This is a genomic window from uncultured Gilliamella sp. (assembly GCA_945271295.1).
Lineage (GTDB): Bacteria > Pseudomonadota > Gammaproteobacteria > Enterobacterales > Orbaceae > Gilliamella.
The window spans coordinates 1-22,480 of record CALYPG010000003.1 but is presented as its reverse complement, the minus strand read 5'-3'; the positions used below and the strand labels follow the sequence as shown (position 1 = coordinate 22,480).

Annotated in this window: 20 protein-coding genes and 4 tRNA genes; 15 read left to right on the top strand and 9 right to left on the bottom strand. The window is 32.7% G+C overall.

Translation table 11 applies throughout. The features are described 5' to 3' along the window. Positions 1–498: 498 nt before the first annotated feature. Positions 499–1,161 (bottom strand): NAD(P)H-dependent oxidoreductase, encoded by a 663-nt coding sequence (locus tag Q0K76_RS02820; protein WP_294610948.1) that lies wholly within the window; start codon positions 1,159–1,161, stop codon positions 499–501. An 8-nt stretch (positions 1,162–1,169) separates the two neighbouring features. After that, positions 1,170–2,432, bottom strand: a complete 1,263-nt coding sequence (locus Q0K76_RS02815; RefSeq protein WP_294610945.1) for an AmpG family muropeptide MFS transporter — start codon at positions 2,430–2,432, stop codon at positions 1,170–1,172. Between the two features lie 287 nt (positions 2,433–2,719). On the opposite strand from Q0K76_RS02815, the gene Q0K76_RS02810 reads away from it, so the two are divergent. Together Q0K76_RS02810 and mltB are read left to right on the top strand one after the other, a co-directional pair. Next, positions 2,720–3,709, top strand: coding sequence for a 2-hydroxyacid dehydrogenase (locus Q0K76_RS02810; protein ID WP_363322384.1), 990 nt, complete (start codon positions 2,720–2,722; stop codon positions 3,707–3,709). A gap of 63 nt (positions 3,710–3,772) precedes the next feature. Beyond that, positions 3,773–4,843, top strand: coding sequence for a lytic murein transglycosylase B (gene mltB, locus Q0K76_RS02805; protein ID WP_294610939.1), 1,071 nt, complete (start codon positions 3,773–3,775; stop codon positions 4,841–4,843). 110 nt (positions 4,844–4,953) lie between these two features. Here the strand turns inward: mltB and Q0K76_RS02800 are convergent, their stop codons facing one another. Beyond that, a complete protein-coding gene (locus tag Q0K76_RS02800) occupies positions 4,954–5,760 on the bottom strand; it encodes a sulfite exporter TauE/SafE family protein (RefSeq protein WP_294610936.1) in 807 nt (268 codons plus the stop codon). 281 nt (positions 5,761–6,041) lie between these two features. On the opposite strand from Q0K76_RS02800, the gene Q0K76_RS02795 reads away from it, so the two are divergent. The 3 genes from Q0K76_RS02795 (at position 6,042) to Q0K76_RS02785 (ending at position 8,634) form a co-directional block, all read left to right on the top strand. Continuing rightward, on the top strand, positions 6,042–6,455 hold the full coding sequence (locus Q0K76_RS02795) for an OsmC family protein (RefSeq protein ID WP_294610933.1): 414 nt from the start codon (positions 6,042–6,044) through the stop codon (positions 6,453–6,455). A 118-nt stretch (positions 6,456–6,573) separates the two neighbouring features. Then, the gene (locus Q0K76_RS02790; RefSeq protein ID WP_294610929.1) at positions 6,574–7,917 is read left to right on the top strand and encodes an APC family permease; all 1,344 of its coding nucleotides are present in this window, start codon (positions 6,574–6,576) and stop codon (positions 7,915–7,917) included. A 96-nt stretch (positions 7,918–8,013) separates the two neighbouring features. After that, positions 8,014–8,634 carry a LysE/ArgO family amino acid transporter gene (locus tag Q0K76_RS02785; protein ID WP_294610926.1) on the top strand — a complete coding sequence of 207 codons (621 nt, stop codon included), beginning with the start codon at positions 8,014–8,016 and terminating at the stop codon, positions 8,632–8,634. A 33-nt stretch (positions 8,635–8,667) separates the two neighbouring features. Here the strand turns inward: Q0K76_RS02785 and Q0K76_RS02780 are convergent, their stop codons facing one another. The 5 genes from Q0K76_RS02780 to Q0K76_RS02760 all read right to left on the bottom strand — a co-directional run bounded on the left by Q0K76_RS02780 (position 8,668) and on the right by Q0K76_RS02760 (position 13,458). Then, positions 8,668–9,294 carry a tetratricopeptide repeat protein gene (locus tag Q0K76_RS02780; RefSeq protein WP_294610923.1) on the bottom strand — a complete coding sequence of 209 codons (627 nt, stop codon included), beginning with the start codon at positions 9,292–9,294 and terminating at the stop codon, positions 8,668–8,670. A 473-nt stretch (positions 9,295–9,767) separates the two neighbouring features. Further along, the gene (locus Q0K76_RS02775) at positions 9,768–12,734 is read right to left on the bottom strand and encodes an autotransporter outer membrane beta-barrel domain-containing protein (RefSeq protein ID WP_294610920.1); all 2,967 of its coding nucleotides are present in this window, start codon (positions 12,732–12,734) and stop codon (positions 9,768–9,770) included. A gap of 441 nt (positions 12,735–13,175) precedes the next feature. Further along, a tRNA-Lys gene (locus Q0K76_RS02770) sits at positions 13,176–13,251 on the bottom strand. Positions 13,252–13,271: 20 nt separating this feature from the next. Next, positions 13,272–13,347, bottom strand: a tRNA-Val gene (locus Q0K76_RS02765). Between the two features lie 35 nt (positions 13,348–13,382). After that, a tRNA-Val gene (locus tag Q0K76_RS02760) sits at positions 13,383–13,458 on the bottom strand. A 203-nt stretch (positions 13,459–13,661) separates the two neighbouring features. Here Q0K76_RS02760 and Q0K76_RS02755 point away from each other — a divergent pair. The 6 genes from Q0K76_RS02755 (at position 13,662) to tusA (ending at position 17,950) form a co-directional block, all read left to right on the top strand. Beyond that, positions 13,662–14,612, top strand: a complete 951-nt coding sequence (locus tag Q0K76_RS02755; RefSeq protein ID WP_294610917.1) for a PilN domain-containing protein — start codon at positions 13,662–13,664, stop codon at positions 14,610–14,612. Next, positions 14,602–15,072 (top strand): hypothetical protein, encoded by a 471-nt coding sequence (locus Q0K76_RS02750; RefSeq protein WP_294610914.1) that lies wholly within the window; start codon positions 14,602–14,604, stop codon positions 15,070–15,072. The genes Q0K76_RS02755 and Q0K76_RS02750 overlap by 11 nt, the downstream gene beginning before the upstream one ends. Further along, positions 15,073–15,441, top strand: coding sequence for a hypothetical protein (locus tag Q0K76_RS02745; RefSeq protein ID WP_294610911.1), 369 nt, complete (start codon positions 15,073–15,075; stop codon positions 15,439–15,441). A gap of 13 nt (positions 15,442–15,454) precedes the next feature. Then, positions 15,455–16,759, top strand: a complete 1,305-nt coding sequence (locus Q0K76_RS02740) for a hypothetical protein (RefSeq protein ID WP_294610908.1) — start codon at positions 15,455–15,457, stop codon at positions 16,757–16,759. A 127-nt stretch (positions 16,760–16,886) separates the two neighbouring features. Further along, positions 16,887–17,693, top strand: coding sequence for a Cof-type HAD-IIB family hydrolase (locus Q0K76_RS02735; RefSeq protein WP_294610905.1), 807 nt, complete (start codon positions 16,887–16,889; stop codon positions 17,691–17,693). A gap of 20 nt (positions 17,694–17,713) precedes the next feature. Further along, positions 17,714–17,950: a sulfurtransferase TusA gene (gene tusA / locus Q0K76_RS02730; protein WP_294610902.1), complete on the top strand. Its 237-nt coding sequence runs from the start codon at positions 17,714–17,716 to the stop codon at positions 17,948–17,950. 48 nt (positions 17,951–17,998) lie between these two features. On the opposite strand, the gene Q0K76_RS02725 is transcribed toward tusA, so the two are convergent. Further along, complete coding sequence (locus tag Q0K76_RS02725) at positions 17,999–18,403, bottom strand: protein YgfX (protein ID WP_294610899.1); 405 nt, start codon at positions 18,401–18,403, stop codon at positions 17,999–18,001. A gap of 269 nt (positions 18,404–18,672) precedes the next feature. Here Q0K76_RS02725 and Q0K76_RS02720 point away from each other — a divergent pair, with 269 nt between their 5' ends. The 4 genes from Q0K76_RS02720 (at position 18,673) to Q0K76_RS02705 (ending at position 22,236) form a co-directional block, all read left to right on the top strand. Further along, a complete protein-coding gene (locus Q0K76_RS02720) occupies positions 18,673–21,255 on the top strand; it encodes a PBP1A family penicillin-binding protein (protein WP_294610896.1) in 2,583 nt (860 codons plus the stop codon). Between the two features lie 13 nt (positions 21,256–21,268). Next, on the top strand, positions 21,269–21,832 hold the full coding sequence (gene rsmD, locus Q0K76_RS02715; RefSeq protein ID WP_294610893.1) for a 16S rRNA (guanine(966)-N(2))-methyltransferase RsmD: 564 nt from the start codon (positions 21,269–21,271) through the stop codon (positions 21,830–21,832). Then, entirely contained in the window at positions 21,832–22,089 is a 258-nt protein-coding gene (locus Q0K76_RS02710; protein ID WP_294610890.1) for a DUF1145 domain-containing protein, read from the top strand. The genes rsmD and Q0K76_RS02710 overlap by 1 nt, the downstream gene beginning before the upstream one ends. Before the next feature lie 71 nt (positions 22,090–22,160). Further along, a tRNA-Gly gene (locus Q0K76_RS02705) sits at positions 22,161–22,236 on the top strand. Positions 22,237–22,480: the final 244 nt, after the last annotated feature.

Sequence of the window (22,480 nt, the reverse complement as noted above, 5' to 3'; positions counted from 1 at the left end):
TGCAAAAAAATTGATTATTACAGTAATAGGTATTTACGATAAGGCTTTTTTATTTAGTTTTAGTTTGGTTATCTTTTCGTTTTCAATTATTTTAAGTCATTTTGTGCTTTTTTAATTTAAATTATGTTTTAATTTTACTTTTTAATGTATAAAATACACTTTTTTGAATAGCTAACGAATTATTTTCTTTAGCAATAATGTTGTTTAAATTATCGATTATGTGACATCCTAACGAAAAAAAAGATAAAATGAACAATCTTTCAAAAGAAAAATAGAGACAATACTTCGAAAAATTAATTGAGCACAGGAAATCTTGAATTCAGTACAACACAATGTCAGTGATCCACAATTAAGCAATGTTTTGGCTGGTATTGCTTTTACAATGGATTGTGCTTCATCAGATGCAAAAGTGCTATATCGGTTGATTAAGTAAAAGGATGTTCTTTTATATCAAAATATTCCGTCGTCATTGTTGTCGACGGAATATTATTGATGAATTTAATTAGATTCTGTTAAATAAGTGGTAATATCTGCTATGCGCCAACGGATATGTGAATTAGGTTCATTGACTCGATAGCCAAAAGCCAAGCAAAGTCCAACACCAAAGCTCTCACGACTAAATTTTGGCATATATTTTTCCAAAATCTGAACAACGCCGTCATGTTTAAACCCTCCAATTATGCAAGAATCAATCTCACGATATGCCGCAGCGGTAAGCATATTAGTGCATGCTATATAATCTTGCATTTCAGATGAGTGATCAATGGTTAAGCCATTAGCTAATCCTTGATGATAAAAATTTATAATTGATTGGCAAGCATTATCGATAGCAGTTTGATCATTTGCATCAGGTAATGTTCGAGCAATAGTTTGGCGTAGATACTCACTTTGTAGTGTAAAGTTGTTGGCTTTTCGATAAAGCACAATAATAAAATGAGAACAACTTGTGACTTGTTCTTGATTATAACAAACTGCACGCAGTTCACTCTTAATGTTATCATTATCGACTATAACAAAATGCCAAGGTTCAAGTCCAAATGCGGAAGGCGATTGTCTGCCTGCCTCCAAAATATATTTAATATCGGTATCACTAATTTTTTTGGTAATATCAAATCTTTTACATCCATGTCGAAAATTGAATGCTTGTTCTAATTTATCCATACTTTCTCCTAAGATTTTTCGTTTAGAGGGGCAACTTTAAATAATAATAACATACCAGGAATAGCTAAAAGCGTACATAAACCAAAAAAGGTTGTCCATCCTAAATATTCAACCATAATCCCAGTAGTGGCATTAATTAAAGTTCTTGGTACTGATGCAATACTAGTAAATAAAGCAAATTGAGTTGCGGTGTAAAGTGGATTAGTTGTTTTAGCAATAAACGCCACAAAAGCAGCTGAACCAAGACCAACGCCTAGCGCTTCAAATCCTATCACTATTGCTAATAAAATTTGCTGATATACACCAATTTTCGTGAAAGGTCCTTCAATAGAAAGCCAGGCAAAGCCTAAAATAGAGATAACTTGGACAAAACCAAAAGACCAAAGTGCACGATTAATACCGATTTTGATCATTAAAATTCCACCAAGCAAAGCACCAACAATACTAGGCCACAAAGAAGCATTTTTAGCAATCCAACCAATATCTAAGCGGCTATAGCCCATTTGTAAATAAAAAGGGGTAGCCAATGAAGTCGCCATACTATCACCCAATTTATATAAAAAGATAAAAGCTAAAATGATCATGGCTGTTTTAATATCATTACGAGTAATAAATTCACGAAAAGGGGCAATGATAATATCTTCAATATGGTGCGTTTTGGGAGCCTGATTCATCGGTTCTTTAACAAACATTGTCATGATAATTGCTGGTATCATAAATAATGCGGTAATGATAAAAACACTGTCCCAAGGCAAATAATTGGATAATATTAATGATAATGATCCCGGTACCAAACCAGCTAAACGGTAAGCATTGGTATGAATACTATTACCTAGCCCTAACTCTTTATCCAATAATAATTCTCGCCTAAAGGCATCAAGTGCGATATCTTGAGTGGCGGAAAAAAAAGCGATGATAAAGCAAATTGCAGCAATGAGCCAAATGCTCAATGAAGGTGAGAAAAATCCTAATATAGAGATAAACGAAAGCAATAATATTTGTGAAATAAGCATCCAGCCACGTCGTCGACCAAGCTTAGAAAATGAGATATTGTCCATAAACGGAGCCCAAACAAATTTCAAGATGTATGGAATTTGGGTTAAAGAAAATGCGCCAATAGTTTTAATATTGATACTTTCGCTTTCTAACCAAGCAGGCAGTAGTTGTAATAAAAGGTAAAAAGGTAATCCAGAAGCAAAACCAGTAAAAATACAAATAAGCATTTTAGTAGTAAAGATAGTTTTAATTATGGTATTTTGCGTAAGATTCATCATGCAACATTATTAGTTAGATTTTTAGCAAAGTGCTATCATAACATACTTATAATAAAATTAATTATTCAAGCCAATATAACTATTCTAACCAAATTTTTTTATTTACCAGTAACTAAAACAAGGTTGCTTGGTAAAGTGTTGTTGATTGTTAAAAAATGTCCTATTGGAATTTTTGTTAAAAAGTTTCAGGAATACTATATGTTTCAGTAATTACCATTGAATAAATAATTTATAAATATATTAATTAATCACCCTAAAAGAGGTATTTTGGAATGAAAGGATCAATTAAAGTTGCTGTTTTTAGTAGTAAGCATTATGACAAAGAACATCTAGAAATTGCTAATAAAAAATTTGGTTTTGATCTCGAATATTATGAACATAAACTCAGTTGTAAAACTGTTGTTACAGCTCAAGATTTTGATGCAGTTTGTGTGTTTGTTAATGATGAAGTCGATAAAAAAGTGCTGCAAAAATTAGCCCATTTTGGCATTAAAATTTTAGCATTGCGTTGTGCTGGTTTTGATAATGTAGATTTAACTGAAGCCAAAAAATTAGGTATAAAAGTTGTACGTGTTCCCGCATACTCTCCAGAAGCAGTGGCTGAGCATGCTGTGGCATTAATGATGACTTTAAATCGTCGTACACATAAAGCCTATCAACGTACCCGTGATGCTAATTTTTCGTTGGATGGTTTAACCGGCTTTAATATGCATAATCGTACTGCTGGTGTAATTGGAACAGGCAAAATAGGTCAAGCAGTTATGCGTATTTTAAAAGGTTTTGGTATGCATATTTTAGCTTACGATCCCTACCCAAATGATACAGTTGTTGAATTAGGAGCCCAATATGTTGAGTTGGATGAGCTTTATGCTAAATCAGACGTTATTACTTTGCATTGTCCAATGACATCAGAAAATTATCATTTACTTAATAAAAATTCATTTAATAAAATGAAAGATGGTGTGATGATTATTAATACCAGTCGTGGTGCTTTACTCGATGCTACAGCCGCAATTGAGGCACTAAAACAAAGTAAAATTGGTTCACTTGGTATGGATGTTTATGAAAATGAACGTGATCTGTTTTTTGAGGATAAATCAAATGATGTCATTTTAGATGATGTTTTCCGTCGTTTGTCATCTTGTCATAATGTTATTTTTACAGGTCATAAAGCTTTTTTAACTCAAGAAGCGTTATTGAATATCTCTGAAACCACATTAAGTAATATTAAACAAATACAAGAAGGGAAAGAGTGTCATAATATTGTTGAATAACAGCAAATACTTTATGATATTGTCCATTTTTTAATTAATTATAATATGTAATATGGATTATTTATGCAGCGTATTATTATTTTATTCAGTATGATGTTATTGCTTGCAGCTTGTAGTAGCAAGCAATCTTCATTATCACCAACAGAAAAACACCATGGGCATCCAAATGTCAAAGGTGGTGTTTATCTTGAAAAGCAACATCGTCAACCTACAATCAATAAACCATTGGCAGTAGATAAAGAAAAGTTTATTGATAAAATGGTTAAAAAGCACGGATTTAATCGCCAGCAACTTATCAATATTTTTGAACAAACCAATAACCTTGATTGGGTCATTAACTTAATGAATAAACAAGCACCAACGTCAGCGTCACCAACTGAACCGAATGGAGCTTGGATTCGTTATAAAAATAAATTTATTACTGCAAATAATATTCCAAAAGGTGTAGATTTTTGGAATAAATATCAAAAAGAGTTACAACGTGCTTATAAACAGTATGGTGTTCCACCTGAGATTATTGTCGGTATTATTGGCGTTGAGACTGGCTGGGGTAAAGTTATGGGCAAAACTAAGATCATTGATGCCTTATCGACATTGGCCTTTAATTATCCTAGGCGAGCACAATACTTCTCAATTGAACTAGAAAATTTTTTGATAATGTCTCGTGATGAGGGGATTGATCCGTTCAGTTTGACTGGCTCTTTCGCTGGTGCAATGGGATATGGTCAATTTATGCCATCTGCTTTCAGAAATTATGCTGTTGATTTCAATAATGATGGTCATGTCGATTTATGGGATCCGGTTGATGCTATTGGTAGCGTGGCTAACTATTTTAAATCCCATGGCTGGCAACAAAACCAAAAAGTGGCAGTTATGGCTGATGGTCAAGCACCTTTATTAGATAATGGTTTTAGTGCTAAATATCCAATTGAAACGTTAGCAAAGGCAGGGTTAAAACCGAAAAGTTCCTTAGAAGGCCATAAAGAAGTTAGTTTATTACGGCTGGATATGGGCGATTGCTATCAATATTGGTATGGATTACCGAATTTTTATGTAATAACGCGTTATAACCACAGTACTTATTATGCAATGGCTGTTTGGCAATTAGGACTGGCAGTAAAAAATGCAAGATAGTTTAAATTAAACAACAGCCTATCTAAGGGTCGCAGTTGATAGCGATCCTTTTTGGATGTTAATTATAAATATCATCAAAATTGTATATTAATTTGCGTGATAATATTCAACTATGCAATTATTAATTTTAATGCAATTAATAATAAGAATCCGCCAAAAAATTTGACTAATATATTAAGTGGTAATTTTTGTCCAATTAGCACGCCCACTTTAGCCATTGGGATACTGGCAATCATAATGGCAAATACCGCAGGCAAATAAACAAACCCGAGACAATATGGCGGTAGTTCTTTAATCTGCCATCCGGAAATCATATAACCGATTGTACCACCAATAGCTACGGGTAAAGTGAAAGCAGCAGATGTGCCAATAGCTTTGCGCATATCTATGCCACACTTTTTTAAAAATGGCACCACTAAAATGCCGCCACCGACACCAACCAATGCAGCAAATAAACCAATTACTGAACCAACAAGTATATAAATGCTACTTGGTAAAGATGTTGTGATAGTTGTTGGTTTTTTCGTTACATTATTGGTTTTAAATATAAATTTACTTCCTGTATAGATAAGGAAAAGAGTAAAAAACCATTTTAACCACACACCTGAAATATAAGGGGTGATGTAGGAACCACCAATGGTACCAATAAGGCATCCTAGCACCATTCGTTTTAATATACTCCATTCTACATTATGGTTTTTGTTATGATTCCAGCTCGAAGAAAAACTAGTACCAATAATGGTTGCAAGTGAGGTAGCAATTGCGATGTGGGTTATCCACGGTCCATTAATATTAAAGTGACCTAAAGTAAAAATTAATGCTGGTACAATTAATGCTCCACCTCCAACACCAAACATTCCGGCTAATAACCCCACAATAGCACCAATACCAATCAAAGTGGTATATTCCAGAATCATAGTAAATCCTTTTAATAATCAATATTAAATTATAACTTCTATTTTTATTCAGTCATCTCAACATTAAATAAGTATATTTAAAGAAGTTATCGTTAGATTTCATTAGTTTATTTCAATTATGACAAGTCATTTAAATGTATTGGATAAATGACGATGAACACTTTTATTGAACTGACAATCTCAACATTACTCTAATATAAACATCACCAAAAAAGAAGTGATATATTAAATACTATAACTTATAATTTTTATAATTTAATTGATATAAAAAGGGGCTAGTAATGAAAGATCGTTTAAAATGGATCGATGAATTTGGTTTTATTGGTGAAACAGCAAGTGGTCATACTTTAATGATGGATGGCGGTATCGAGCACGGCGGTCGTAATCGTGGTGCGCGACCTATGGAATTGTTACTTCATGGGGCAGCTGGTTGTATGGCTTATGATATTATGGCTATTTTAAAAAATGCCAAAAAAGAAGTTACCGATCTTTGGATAGATATTGAAAAAAATCAAGCTACATCTTCTCCTAAAGTTTATACTGATATACATTTTCATATCGTTATTACGGGTAAAAATATTGATAATGAAGTAGTAGAAAAAGCGATAAAATTATCATCAGAAAAATACTGTAGTGCTTCTATTATGTTAAGTAAAACAGCGAAAATGGTTTATAGCTATGAACTAAGAGAATAATATCGACCAATGTTATAGATTAAATAGTTATATTTTAATAACTATTTAATATTAGTAAGTTTGTTAGTAATTATTTAATATTTTAATCTAGCTATTAGATTTTAATGTGAGAATGATTATGCAGCAGTTAAACAAAAATATGCGATTTAGAGATCTGGTGATCTTAGGTTTGCTTTTTATCGGACCTGCGGCTCCAGTTGGTTTATTTGGTGTGTTAGATGTAATGACGGATGGTGCAGTAGCATCTGTCTATTTTGTAGCAACATTAATGATGACTTTTACTGCGTATTCCTATGCCAGAATGGCAAATGTGATACCACACGCAGGTTCTGTATATGCATATTGTTCTGCTGGCATTCATCCACATGCCGGTTTTTTAGTCGGTTGGCTCTTATTACTTGATTATATGTTTATTCCTGCTGTAGCTTACTTGTTTACTGGCATCTTTCTTAATGCCTTAATATCGAGTGTACCCGTATGGGCATGGACTTTTATTGCTGTGGTTATAACCACAACTTTAAATTTTATTGGTTTTAAAAAATCTGCAAAAATTACTTTTCTGTTTTTAGCATTTGAAATCATCGTGCTAGTTATAATTTTATTTGTTGGCATTTGGATATTAGTTACTAATGGTATTAAACGTGATTGGTTACAGCCTTTTATCGGTGGTGAATTATTCACATGGGGAAATCTTTTTTCAGCAGTATCTATTGCGGTTTTATCATTTTTAGGGTTTGACGCAATTGCAACTTTTGCTGAAGAAAATGGAGGTAAACCCAGTTTAGTCAGTAAAGCAATTCTTGGTTGTTTAATTTTAGCTGGTTGTCTATTTATCATTCAAGTTTACATTGGTGCACTACTTAATCCTTACTCTCCAGAATATTTACGTGATCATAATGAACTACAGGGAAAAGCTTTTTATAATATAGTAAATCAGGAAATGAATCCTTGGTTGGGTTGGGCGTTAGGATTAATGAAAGCTATTGGCGCTTCTTTTTCTGCTATGGTAGGGCAAGCTGCGGCGAGCCGTTTATTATTTAGCATGGGTAGGGATAAACGTTTACCCTCAATTTTAGCCAAAGTTGGTAAAGAAAGTGGTGTACCTATTATGGCGATTTTATTTTCTGCGACTTTTAATTTATGCCTAGCTGCTTTTGCTGCAAATAGAGCACAAGGATTAGCAACTTTAGTTTCATTTGTTGATGTTGGTGCCCTAGCAACATTTATTATGTTACATGTATCGGTTATTGGTTATTTTAAGCTCAAAAAGAGAAATAATATTGGTGCTTCTTCGATTTTAGATATTGTTATACCTGTTTTTGGTATTGTTGGCTTATTACCTGTATTATTGCATATCGATAATGATGCCAAAATTGTTGGTTTGGTTTGGCTAATTATAGGTAGTATCATTCTATTTTTTAACAAAAATAAACCACCGCTGTTTTGGCTAGAGAAAAAATAAATTATTATATCGATCCGACATTATGAGTTTATTTCTTCTTTCTGGTATCTTAATTATATGATAAAATTTTCAATTTAATTACGGTGTTGTAGTAAGATGTTTTCAGAAATAATCAGTGGCGCAATGATTTCTGGTAGTTTAATTATTGCTATAGGTGCGCAAAATCTTTTTGTACTCAAACAAGGATTACTAAAAAATCATATCTTTTTTGTATCAGCAATCTGTTTTGTTTGTGATTTCATTCTGATGACAATAGGGGTATTAGGAATTGGTTCATTTATCAGTAGTAATCCTTTGATTACCAGTATTCTTGCAATATTAGGGGCGCTTTTTCTAATTTGGTATGGATTTTGTGCTTTTAGGAGTGCTCTTCAAGGTACTAGTAGTATGCAAGTTGCATCCGAAGATTCACAAAATAATGATTTAATTAAAGTGGTTTTATCAACATTAGCAGTTACATTGCTCAATCCGCATGTGTATTTAGATACAGTTGTTATTGTGGGTGGTATTGCTGGTACATTAACCAATGAGCAAAAGTTATCTTTTTTAATTGGTGCGGTTTGTGTTTCGTTTATCTGGTTTTTTGGCATTGGTTACGGAGCCAGATTACTCACGCCATTATTTAAGCAAAAAAGGATGTGGATAATATTAGATGGTTTGGTTGGATTAGTAATGTTTTATATTGCTTACCGATTAGTTTTGTATGTTATTATTTAGAATGATTAAAGGGCAAGTAATGTTATTAACTAGTTAATCAAGTGATATTTTTTCATAAGCTCTGCAAGCAAATTCGAAATGATTATCGCAGGCTAATTTAAAATACTCTCGTGCTTTAACTATATCTTTTTTTACGCCAAGCCCCTGGTAATACATATTGCCAAGATTAGTTTGTGCATTCACATTACCTTGATTTGCTGCTTTTTCAAACCATTGTATTGCTTTAGTATAATCTTGAATAACTCCATGACCTTGATAATACATATCGCCTAAGTTATTTTGGGCAATAACATGCCCATTGTTGGCAGCTTTTTCATACCATTTCTTGCTTTCAACATAATCGAGCTCATTGTGATAAATAAAACCTAAATTGAATTCAGCCTCATTTGATCCTTGTAAAGCAGCCTTTTCAAAATATTTCTTAGCTAATGTATAATCTTGCTTCACCCCATATCCATTGGTGTACATAAATCCTAAATTAAGCTGAGCACCAATATCACCTTGTAATGCTGCCTTTTCAAACCATTGAGCTGCTAGATAATAATTTTGAGTAAAATATACTCCCTCATAATACATTAATCCCAGATCAAATTGAGCATTAGCATCATTATTTTCAGTAGCTTTTTTATAAATTTCTTCAATGGTAAGTTTCATTTTCATTTATTAACTTGGTTAACTAGCTATTACAATATTAAAAAATATGATGGATAAATCTCGATGTAAATGTAATACATTTAAAACCACTTTATACTGTTTATAAGCTTTTTGTAACTTATTGTTATAAACTAACTTGAATTATCCGTTGGTATAGAAAACGTTATCTTAATTAGCTGCTTATTGTTACACTAAAAAGCACCTAGGTTATACTGCGCATTAACACTCTCTTACTAATTATTTTTATGCCATTGTAGAGCTTTAATATAATTTTGAATAATTCGACGTTTTTGAGCATATAGATGTTCTTTGAAAACATGTCCAAAATCTGCAGCTTTTTTCATATTATGCAGAGCTTTATTATTATCTTGAGCAATTACCTTGCCTTTTCATACATAGAGACAAGAATTTAAAATCTAGAAAATATCAAGTTAGCTTGGTGATTAAAGCTAACTTGATAGAAGTTAAATATTGCAAGATTAGAACAAATAATTTATGCCGATTTGTAAACCTACACTATGATAATCATTTTTACCAAAACGAGCATCAAATTCAGCAAAACTGTTCCAATTAGTCGTGATTTTTCCATTTATCCCAGCTTTAATTTCCCCAAGATTTTTTGCCATATCTGAATCAATTCTTTGTCCGCCAGTTTTCATTGATCCTTCATTGCTATTGTAAATCCAATTAGCTTCAACATAAGGATATGCTCCTAAATTAGCCTCTGTTTTAGCGCCATAGAAACGAGCACCTAACTTGATTTGTGCGCCATCACCATCTACATCAGAATAACGAATTTTGCTAGAATCAGTAAAATCATCGGTACTTAACCAAGTATAGCTTAATTGTGCTTGCGGTTTTAGTATCCAATTAGCAAAATCATTACCACCTAATACAAAACCATAACCGGTACCAAAATTAAGTTTAAATGCTGAACTGTCATAACGTGATTTATGGCTTTCTCGTTTATCTTTTACGTTATTTTTAAACCAACTATATTGTGCCCAAGATTCAACAGATAAACCGCCGTCCATTACACTCTGTTGCCAATCGGCATAAACACCGACACCATAACCAGTAACTCCACCGGTTGTTTTAGAGTTAGTCTTATGTGATTTATTATTTACTGATGCATGACCATAGCTACCGTAAATACCTGAATTGAATAAATTAGTACTATACAAATCAGTACCTAACACAATTTCCGAAGATTTTATCGTTGTTCCCATTTGACCGTTTAAAGTATCATAATTTAACTTATCAAAGTGGTAATAACCCCATACTGATTTATCATTCGCCGAGCGAATAGCGCTACCGCGAGCGGCATGGCTTCCACTATCACTAAACATACTTAATGCTGCTTGTTGATTACTAAAAACCCCGCCAGTTGTAATATTAATTAAAGCTTTTCCAGAGTTACCACCACTAAAACCAGTTGCATCAGTACCTTTACCATCTAAATTAGTTAAATACCAATTACCATCCGCATGTTTGTATAAACGGTATTCATAAGCACCTGATTTTAAATTTGAGGCTAAAGCGAATGAACCTGAACTAGCTCCTTCAACATCAACAACTTTAATCCCTTTTGTTAAATTAGATGTTGAAATTCCTTTACCGCCTGTATTATGGATAGACAAATAGCTTGAACCAATTGAATCTCCTATAATAGAAAGTAAATCACTTATTTGTTTCTGCAAATTTGTACCCATCACGATAGTACCACCATCTCCAGCATAGTTACCATTGATAGTAAGTGAAGTTTTTGCTGAATCAGTGCCCAAATCAATAATACCTCGATTAGATACATTTGCGTAATCAATAATAGCGTCTGTCATAGCTGAATTAACTGATATTACACCAGTGTTATTTACTGTTGCATAATTTGTACTAGAACCTAATGTAGTGATTATTTCACCAATCGTACCTGAACTAACACCGTAAGTATCTTCCAAGTTCCAAAAACCAGAGTTATTAATTGTTAATTTTTCTAGTGCCGTGTTTGATTTAACATAACCATTTAATATTCCACTATTATTTATATCAACAGTAGTACCAACAGAGTCAGCTATGTCAATTTCAATAGCTTTACCGTTAGTTGTGGTAATCGTACCGTTATTATTGATGGTAAATGAAGCTTTTGAATTTGTGTCAGTTTTTTGTAAAACAATAGCTGATGAAGCAGAACCTATATCAGTTGAAGTATTTAATCTTAAATTACCATTATTAGTAATTGTTCCATTAGCACTTTCACCATACGACGCCATTCTAATACCATATGTTAGAGCATCTTTACTTGAAATATCTATGTCTCCATTATTGACAATTTTCATGGTTTGTTTTTGAGATAATGTTGAATTAGATGGATTACCTTCATACACTCTGATACCACGTGCAGAGTTATTAGCGCTTTTAATAATGATTTTTCCATTATTAACAACTTCTACATTTTTTTCACTAGATGGGTTTGATGAGCTCGCTATATATGTCATTATAGCTGTTGGGGCAGTATTATGTCCCATGGTTGTTACTGAATTGTCATTAATAACAATGCTTGCATTAGAATTTAAATGGGTAGAAGCATTACCAAGTGCTGAATAGTTAATAATGCCCATTATTGGATTTGAATCATTTCGTATATATTGATGGTTTGCATTAATAGCTATTGTTCCATTACTGTAAGATAAATAACTATCATAATTTCTATGATCCAAATAAATTCCACGTAAATATTTAGTCATAACCGTATCATTAGTTGTATTTAATGAGATATTACCAATCACATTTGTCTTTGCTTCATAATTGGTTAACATTATTTCCATTGGCTCAAGTGCATAAATCCCAAATATACTTTCATAAGTTCCATTACCCGCATTAATGGTTATACCTGAACCAGAAGAACCGTCATAATTAATATTGTAATTACTTGTTGGTGTATTTGGATATCCAGTATACTGGCTATAGATTCCATATAATGAACCAGATCTGTTATCTGCATTAATGTTAATTGAAGAGTTACTATTTATATTAAAACCTGCTGAACTTTTAAGATAAATTCCTGAGATCGATGAAGATAAACTGCTATGATTAGTATCATTTACCGATACAGCGCCTTGCCCAATAGCATAAATGGCATTTGAACGGTTTCCAGTTGTATTAATGTCTCCTGTGTTAGTTATCGATACACTACCCTGAGTAGATGCATGTATCCCGTCTGAATCATCTCCTGAAGTATTTAAAACGCCGGAATTAGTAATGTTTATATTATCAGTTGTAGCTGACGTTTCCTTTATTGCCGATGTAGCGTTAGCTGTTGTAGTAATATCAGAGGAATTATCAACCACAATATCATTCGCTATGGTAGAACTGGATAAAGCCATAATTGCAGTAAATAGAACAGTATTTCCTGTTTTTCTATTTTTAAGATGTTTATAGATTTTTTTCATTCCATTTCCCTTATTTTTTGATAACTAGCAAAAGTTTATATGTTTTTTTATTTCAGTGAAAAAATCCAGCTATTTTCGGTGCTAAGAATAAACGATTAATAATTGCAAGTAAAATAGGAGGTAGCTATTAAAATTTTGTTAATTATCAATTTTAACGATTAATTTTTACTTTGTTTAATATTTTCAATATATTTAATAAGTTATAGGTCATATTCATTACAATTTTGTTTAATTATTATTAAACAAACAAGTATATATTTCTTTAATTAAAGACGGATACAAAAAAGGAGAATGGTGAGCGATTATTTGCACAGCATGTGCTACTCATATGAAATAAACCTTAGGGAGACGTCTATAAAATTGTTCCAAACAAATTCATCGAATAAAGGCTTTTTCAATACGCTATTTTTAGATGGAATATAGAAATTTAATGAAGAAAAGTGGTGGGTCGTGAGCGATTCGAACGCTCGACAAACGGATTAAAAGTCCGCTGCTCTACCGACTGAGCTAACAACCCATATATAAGACAATTAAAATTGGTGGGTGATACCGGGTTCGAACCAGTGACCCCCTCCTTGTAAGGGAGGTGCTCTCCCAACTGAGCTAATCACCCCAAGTGTTTCAATATAGAAACGTCACGGTAAAGATTGGTGGGTGATACCGGGTTCGAACCAGTGACCCCCTCCTTGTAAGGGAGGTGCTCTCCCAACTGAGCTAATCACCCTTACCGTGTGGATGTGCATTATAAGGCACGTCTTATTTCAGTCAACCTTTTTTTTCATATTTCTATAAAATTGGACTTGTTAGGTGTAAATTTAAACATTTTTTGGGTAATGTTTCTCAAAACGTCGCTTTGCCGATTTTTATTTTTAGATTTGTGGCTATGATTAAGTCATGTTTACAAGATAAATAAAAAATTAATTTACAATGATTCTGATAAAAAAATATCGTGTTGTGATTTGTATTGAACCCAAAATGTTACGTTACCAAGTACTAAAATCAGTAAAGCAACCTAATGTGATTGACAATGAAAGCATGATTGAATACCACTATCAAGATATGACAGATATCGAGATGTTTATTAGTGATTTAAAAAAAAATATTCCCCAACATTCTGAGTTTGAGTTAAATCTTGATAAAACCTATATTCAAGTTCAAATGTTAACTTTACCAGATGCAAAGTTAACATTGACCGAAATAGAGCTATTTATTGAGGCTTCGATCTATAAATTGTTTCAATTACCTACAAAAAATGTTTTCTATGATTTTGTTTATCCACCTGAACAACCTAAGCAAATTATGGTGTCAATATGTGAACGACATATTATTGATACATGGAATGACTTATGTAAAAAGTATGATTTATCGTTGATATTTATTGGTAGTGTTATTGAAAACAATAAAGTCAATTTTTTACCTTGGCGACAAATAAAACAAAAACAACACCTGCGGCAATTGATTATCATAGTTACCTGTTTAATGGGCATTATGGGGTGTTTGTTTTGTTATTTATGGATACAAACCCATAATAAGTTAGCATATTATTCTTTACAATTAAGCGTTAAACAAGAGATCCAACAAGAATTAGCTAGGGAGTTATCCTTCTACTTACCCAATCCCTCAATAAGTCAAAAACAAATTCAACAATCATTATTATTGATTTCTCAACAGTTACCAACTGTAATTTGGCTTGAATCATTTGTATATGTACCACAGAAAATTACGCTACAAGGACATAGTTTAAGCTATGTTGAAATTATCAATTTTAATGAAGCTTTACAACAACAAAAAAACATAACCAAAAGTCAAGTTAAGTCAATTTCTTCAAGCAAGAATGATCTATTATTTGAAATGGATATTGAACTAAATGAACAGTGATTTTTTAAATCGTCCTATCTGGCAACAATATTTACTTTGCTCTCTGGTGTTGTCCTTAATGTTTGGAATTGGTTATTTGCTGGTCATTGACGATATTAAACAACAAGCAGATCAGCAAATACAACAATATGATGAAAATCTGAATAAAATTGACCAATTACAAACAAAAATAAATCGCTATAAGTCTAGTAAAAACCATTTATTAAGTACGATTTCTGAAAAAGAGTTAGCGCAAGCTTTAGCACAACACCACTTGATTTTACGTACTTTTAAACATAATGACATTGATAATACCGTAAATTGGGACATTGAGCTTAATGGCGAGTTTGCCGATCTTATGGCTTTGATGACATCGTTTAATGATGATTATTATTATCTCGATTTCCAGCATTTAGTGATCACTAAACATGAGTCAAAATTACAAATAGCTTTTACTTTGCTGTTTAAAAATGGAGGTTAAGTGAAACCACAATTGGTGATGGTAGTACTGTTAATTTTTAGTGGGTTGTACATGAATACTGGGATGGCTTTAGTTAGAGACCCATTTACACCATCTTATCAGATGCCATGTGATGAACAAGCAACTAACCTATTGAAACAAATACAAGTTTGGCAGTTCAAAGGATTGATAAAAAATAGTGATACGAGTTATGAGCAGCTATGGTTAAGTTCAGATAATCAGTGGTTAGCAATAACTGCTGGAGTTATTCCCAATGTTTTATTTCCCTGGCAAATCCAAACTTTAGTTGCCGACAAAATTGTATGGCAAGCCAATTTGGCAGATTATTGTCATGATGTGGTGCTATGGACTATGCAATTAAATAAGTAATATAGGACCTAACATGCGAAATAGATTGCAAAAACTTAACACAACTATGGTTACTAAATATTTAGTCATACTGCTTTTGGGAAGTCTCTTTGCTAATAACAGTATTGGTTTAGCAAACCAAGAAAAAATAAGTGATACCACTGAAACTAATCAGTTGATCTCAATGGCATTCTATCAAACGGATATAGCTATTATTTTACAAGCTTTAGCGGATAGTAAGCAGATGAATTTAATCATGACTGATGATTTATCCATTAAACAGACGATTAAACTACAACAAGTTGAGTGGCATAAAGCTCTCAATATCATTTTGAATTCGGCTAATTTACAAGCTAAAATTGAAGATAATATCTTATTCGTTTCTAAAGCTATCGATCCAGAGATAGCTTATCAAAAACAGCTGTTGGCAAAAAAAGAACAGGAACTGAAACAGTCACTAGATTCTTTATCATTAACAATTAGTCATGTTGATTTAACAACCTTACAGGAAGCAATACAGCAACAGGGATTGTTGTCAGAATGCGGTAAGGCAGTTATAGATAAACGGACTAATTCACTTATTATTACTGATTTAACTCAACAATTTGATGGCATTAAAAAATTAGTTAAAATAATGGATAAACCAATGCCACAAGTACATATATCCGCTCATATTGTGACTATGAGTGATGAAAGCATGTCTGAACTAGGAATTAAATGGGGATATTCAGGTCATTCCTCTCAACTTTTGGATAAATTTGATGTAGGATTAGCGGTTACTAATTCCACAGCAACTGCTGGATTTAATTTGGCGAAGCTTTCTGGTAGTTTACTTAATTTAGAGTTATCAGCATTAGAATCAGAAAATAAACTTCAAATTATCGCAAGTCCTAACTTACTAACCGCTAATCAAAATATGGCTTCTATAAAACAAGGTAGTGAAATACCTTATGAAGTTTCAAATGGTAATAACGGCGCTACTTCAATTGAATTCAAGCAAGCGGTTTTGGGATTGGAAGTGACCCCCAAAATATTGGCAGATAATCAGATGATTTTAGATCTATATATCACGCAAAACACTGCGGGACGTTCAATTAAGCGAGGTGATGGTGGTGAAGCATTAGCTATTGACACTCAAGAAATTAAAACACAAGTAAAAGTTAAAAGTGGCGAAACCATTGTTTTAGGGGGGATTTTTCAACAAGTAAATAGTAAAAATAACAATAAAGTGTCTGGAGTGAGTGAGGTCCCTGTTATTGGTAATTTCTTTAAAAATACAGGTAAAAAACAACAAAAACGAGAATTAGTGATTTTTATTACGCCACAACTAGTTGAGTAAATAACAAGTGAGTTGTATTATGTTATAATTTAGTGGTTTACTCATATACTAAAACTTGATGTTAAGTATTATTTTAAATCATTTTTAAATCATTGTTATTATAACTAATTATAGAATAGAGAAAATTATGTTTCGTGTTGTGGCTTCCGATTTAGATGGTACTTTATTAAATTCAGACCATAAATTATCATCTTATACCAAACAAATTTTACAGGCATTACGACAAAAAGATATTCAATTTGTTTTTGCAACTGGACGTCATCATATTGATGTTGCCCAAATGCGCGAAAATATGGAAATTGATGCTTATATGATAACTTCAAATGGTGCGAGAGTGCATGATAGTACGGGCAAATTGATTTTTAGCCAAAGTATCGATCCAACACTTGTTAGTCAAATCGCTCAAACATGCATCAATGATCCAAAGGTTTATACTCATATTTATCGGGGTGATGGTTGGTTTGTCAACAAAGAAGATTCATTTTCACTTGAATTTCACAAACATACTCTTTTTTCTTATCAGCTATTTAATCCTCTCAAGTTTGAAACAGATAATATAGCTAAGATTTTTTTCACCACAACAGATAATACTCTTTATCCACATTTAGTTAAGTTAAAAAATAGTCTTGAACAACAATTTGGTAATAAAATTAGTGTTGCGTTTTCTACATTAAATTGTCTAGAAGTGATGGCTGAAAATGTTTCTAAAGGTAGTGCATTAAAAAAAATCGTCGACAAATTGGATCTTAATTTACAAGATTGCATTGCATTTGGTGATGGTATGAATGATTTTGAGATGCTAAGTATGGCTGGTAAGGGCTGTTTAATGCAAAATGCAAGTTTGGAATTACGTGAACGACTTCCAGAGCTTGAAGTAATTGGATCAAATGCGGATGACGCTGTGACACATTATTTAAGTAATCTTTTATTATAAATTATACCAGTAATAATAAAATGAATATGATTGCAGATAAAGAACTTAACACACTTGGATTGCGTTGTCCTGAACCCATTATGCTAGTCCGAAAAACGATAAGAGAACTTGCTATCGGACAAATTCTTTATGTCATAGCCGATGATTTAGCGACCGTTCGTGATATACCAAGCTTCTGTCGACATATGGATCATAAGTTAGTTGCATCACAAATTGAATCCAAGCCTTTTCAATATTGGATAGAGAAATCACATTAATTGAATTCTCAATTTTACAAGAAGTTTCAGGACTAATATATGTTTCAGTCAAATTAATTCGATTTGTTGTAAATAATAGTTTAATGTTCGCCAGTCGTGAGGTTGAATATTATCAATCATTAAAAAAAGTGTGCATCTTTTACCATTACGGCGTGATTTTAAGTTTAAAATGATAATATAACGAAGCTGTAATGGTTTACGTATTAAATACCAACGTTGTTTACGCCAATAAATCTGATTTATATGATGAAATAGTGCAAATTCACTTTTTATAGATTTAAAATAACGAAAACTTCGCCACCATTCAATTACTAATAACAGTACAATCAAGGTTGTATAAGAATTTAAAGAAGTGTCAATTAATAATACCCAACTAACAATGATTAATAATAAATAAAAAATACTTGTAACAAATAATTGCCGATAAGAAACAGTGAGTTTTGTGCTCCACATAATGATAAATTTGGTAAGCTAAAAATTAATTATCTCATAATTGTGTTAAAAATTACTTAAAATAATGATAAAGATGGGAGATAATACACACAATTAAATAATGCAGATTTTTTAGATATCTGAACAGAATTTATATTAAGTATGCTCTATGTAATAATTAGTATATTTTCTGCAATCTAAGAATAATGTTAAAAACTTTGAAGGAAAGAGAACAGGAAAAACCTATTTCTTTTTCTTTTTGTCTTTAAGAAATTATATAGGAATAATTTGTGATATTTATTAAGGCGTTAAAAAAAATTCTCAAATTTTTAATTAGTTGCATACGTTATGTGCTAACTAATAGTTTAAAATTTTTTATTGGTTGCTTGCTTTCTGGGTTATTCATTGGTGTTGCAGGTTATGCTTATTACTCAAAAGATTTACCTGATGTAGCTTCATTGAAGGATGTGCGATTACAAATCCCATTACAAGTATTAAGTAAAGAAGGCGAGTTAATTGCTATTTTTGGTGAACGTCGTCGTACCCCCCTTAAATATGATGAAATTCCACCAATTGTTGTAAATGCAGTTATAGCAACTGAAGATTCACGTTTTCATGAGCATTTTGGTATAGATCCTATCGGAATTGTTCGAGCAATGTGGGTTGGCTTTAAACAGAAAGGTTTCTCTCAAGGTGGAAGTACGATTACTCAGCAAGTAGCTAAAAATGTCTTTCTAACTCCTGAAAAAAGCATCGCTCGTAAGGTGAGAGAAATAATTTTGGCCATTCGCATGGAAAAAGAGTTATCCAAAGATGAAATTATAACTCTTTATCTTAATATGATAAATTTCGGCTCTAGAGCATATGGTGTAGCAGCTGCTGCTTATACTTTTTTTGGTAAAACACCAGATCAATTAACTATTGACGAAGCAGCACTATTAGCCGGCTTACCTAATGCACCTTCTGCATTTAATCCAATTGCTCATCCTGATCGTGCCTTAACGCGACGTAATTGGGTTTTAGGGCGTATGTTAGATCAATCTTATATTACTCAAGAACAATATGATGAAGCCATCACTAAGCCTTTAAATGTGAGTTATCATGCACCAAAAGTTGAATTTTCGGCACCATATGTAGCTGAAATGGCACGTCAAGTTATGTACAACAAATTTGGGGAAAATGCATATACTGATGGTTATAAAGTCTATACAACTATTTCGAAAGTAAATCAAGTTGCTGCAACTGAAGCTGTGCAAAAACATATTATTGATTATGATATGCGTCATGGTTATCGTGGTGCGGAAAAAATATTATGGAAAAATAATCAATCACCGTGGAATGCCCAAAAAATTCAGCAAACTTTAGAAAAGTATATTTGCTATAGTGGTATGTGCCCAGCGGTGGTAATTAAAGCCACTGATAAAGAAGCAATAGCGGTATTGCAGGACAATAGTAACATTGTTATTTCATTTCAAGGAATGAAATGGGCTCGTCCATTTATTAGTGATACTCAGCAAGGTGCGTTTCCCAAAAAAGTATCTGATACATTAAAAGCAGGACAACTTATTCGGGTTAAAAAAATAGGTAATAATTGGGAGTTAGCTCAGCTTCCTGCTGTCAATGGGGCATTGATATCACTTGATTCAGATAATGGTGCTATTAAAGCAATAGTTGGTGGATATAATTTTAATTTAAGTAAGTTTAATCGCGCTACGCAAGCTCTTCGTCAATTAGGATCAAATATTAAACCATTTATCTATACAGCAACGTTGGAACAAGGTTTAACTATGGCAACATTACTTAATGATGCACCGATTGTACGAACTACTGGTAGTGAAGTTTGGCGCCCTAAAAATTCACCACCTAGTTATGCAGGACCATTACGTTTAAGAATTGGTTTAGGTATGTCAAAAAATGTAATGATGGTTAGAGCATTGCGAGCTGTAGGTATTGATTACGCGGCAACTTACCTGGAACGGTTTGGATTTCCAAAAGAAAATATATCGCATAATGAATCATTGGCGTTAGGTTCTGCATCATTTACACCATTGCAAGTTGCCAGAGCTTATTCAGTGATAGTCAATGGTGGTTATTTAATCACCCCGTATCTAATTGAAAAAATAGAAGATGATAATGGTAAAAATATTATCTATCAGCATCAACCACTAATTGCTTGTCATAATTGTAATGACGATGTGGTTACAAGTGGAACTACGTCTGTGTCTTTAGATAATGTAGAGGATGTAACCAGTGAATTAGATAATGAAGAACCAGAACAAGCAAATCTTAAGTCAGATGATAACTTGATTTTGCCAGATATGAATAATAATGAAACAATTGATATCAAACCAAAATTTGCGCCACATACGTTAAATAGTGGTATTGCGTTCATTATGAAAGACGGTCTTCGATCAACTGTATTTGGTGGATCAAATTGGCAAGGAACAGCTTGGCGGGTAAAAGCATTGGGTCGAAAAGATGTAGGTGGTAAAACTGGAACAACTAATGCTTCTAAAGATGTATGGTTTTCTGGATTTGGAGCCAATATTGTGACAACGGTATGGATGGGCTTTGATGATCATAGTCGTGAATTAGGTCGTGCTATCCGTGCTGAAGCAGGAGCGGTTACCGCCAATCCTGTTTGGGTTGATTATATGAAAATTGCATTAAAAGATGTGCCAACAATCCAAGATGTTCGACCGAAAAACGTCGTCACTGTAAAAGTTGATCAAAAAACAGGGCTTTTACCACAATCTGGATCGCAAATAATGTCTGAATATTTTATTAAAGGTACCGAGCCAACAAAATATGCAACACGAGAAATAGGCACCAAAGTGACAGATGCTGAAGGTAATACTTCGGAATTATTTTAAGTGTGGATTTACAATGAATGGCTTAATTAGAATAATTGGTGGTAAATGGCGTGGTCGTAAACTGTCAGTGTTAGATAAACAAGGTTTACGCCCCACGACCGATAGAATTAGAGAAACTCTATATAACTGGTTAATGCCTGTTATGCATAATAGTCTTTGCTTGGATTGTTTTTCTGGTAGTGGGTCATTAGGTTTTGAAGCTGCGTCACGAGGAGCAAAAAATGTAAAACTACTTGAAAAAGACAAACAAATCATCCAACAACTTATTAAAAATAAGCAGCTGGTGGGCGGTGATGTTATTGATATTCACCAAACTGATACGCTACTTTGGCTCAGTAAACCTGCAAAAATACAATTTGATATTGTGTTTATTGATCCTCCATTCTATCAGGGATTGGTCAGCAAAACCGTAAGTCTACTTGAAAGTAATAACTGGCTTAAGTCATCATCTCATATTTATATCGAAGTTGAAATTGATCATAATGTAATGGAATATGTTCCAGCTAACTGGCGGTTACACCGAGAAATAACAGCAGGTCAAGTGCATAGTTATCTTTTTATAAGAGAAAATATTTAATGTTTGTATTATTTGGTAAAGCTTTATATTCATTTATTTGGTTATTTTTATTGTTTAACCTTATCCATCCCTACCCAAGACCAGCTAATATTGTTGCGAATATTGGCTTAATTGTCTTTGTTATTATACATGGATTACAAGCTTGCATATTACATTCAACCATGACATCTCAAGAGAAAGAACAAGATAAATTTAAAGTATTACGTTTATTTCTATTTGGAGTATTTGAATCACTTAGTTGGAAAAATAGAAAATAAAGTTAAAAATGGTTGCCATATATAAAATTTTTTGTATAATGCTTCCCACTTATTTCGAAGCCTTCAAATAAGCGGGAATAGCTCAGTTGGTAGAGCGCAACCTTGCCAAGGTTGAGGTCGCGAGTTCGAACCTCGTTTCCCGCTCCAGATTTTGTTATAAACAAAAAAACATTTAAATTCAATTAATTACGTTATAAAAACCAAGTTCAGTAATTCGACTCGAATTTAATTTTTTGTTTTTATTTATATTTCACTGATTTTTTTCATTTTATTTCTGCTTATATCTGCTGAGAATTTATTCCAAAAATTAATACATTTGGGGATTTCTTTGTTTTATTTATTGTCTTCTCTTTTTGTTATTTTGCATATCTTTTAACAATCAGTAAAAAAG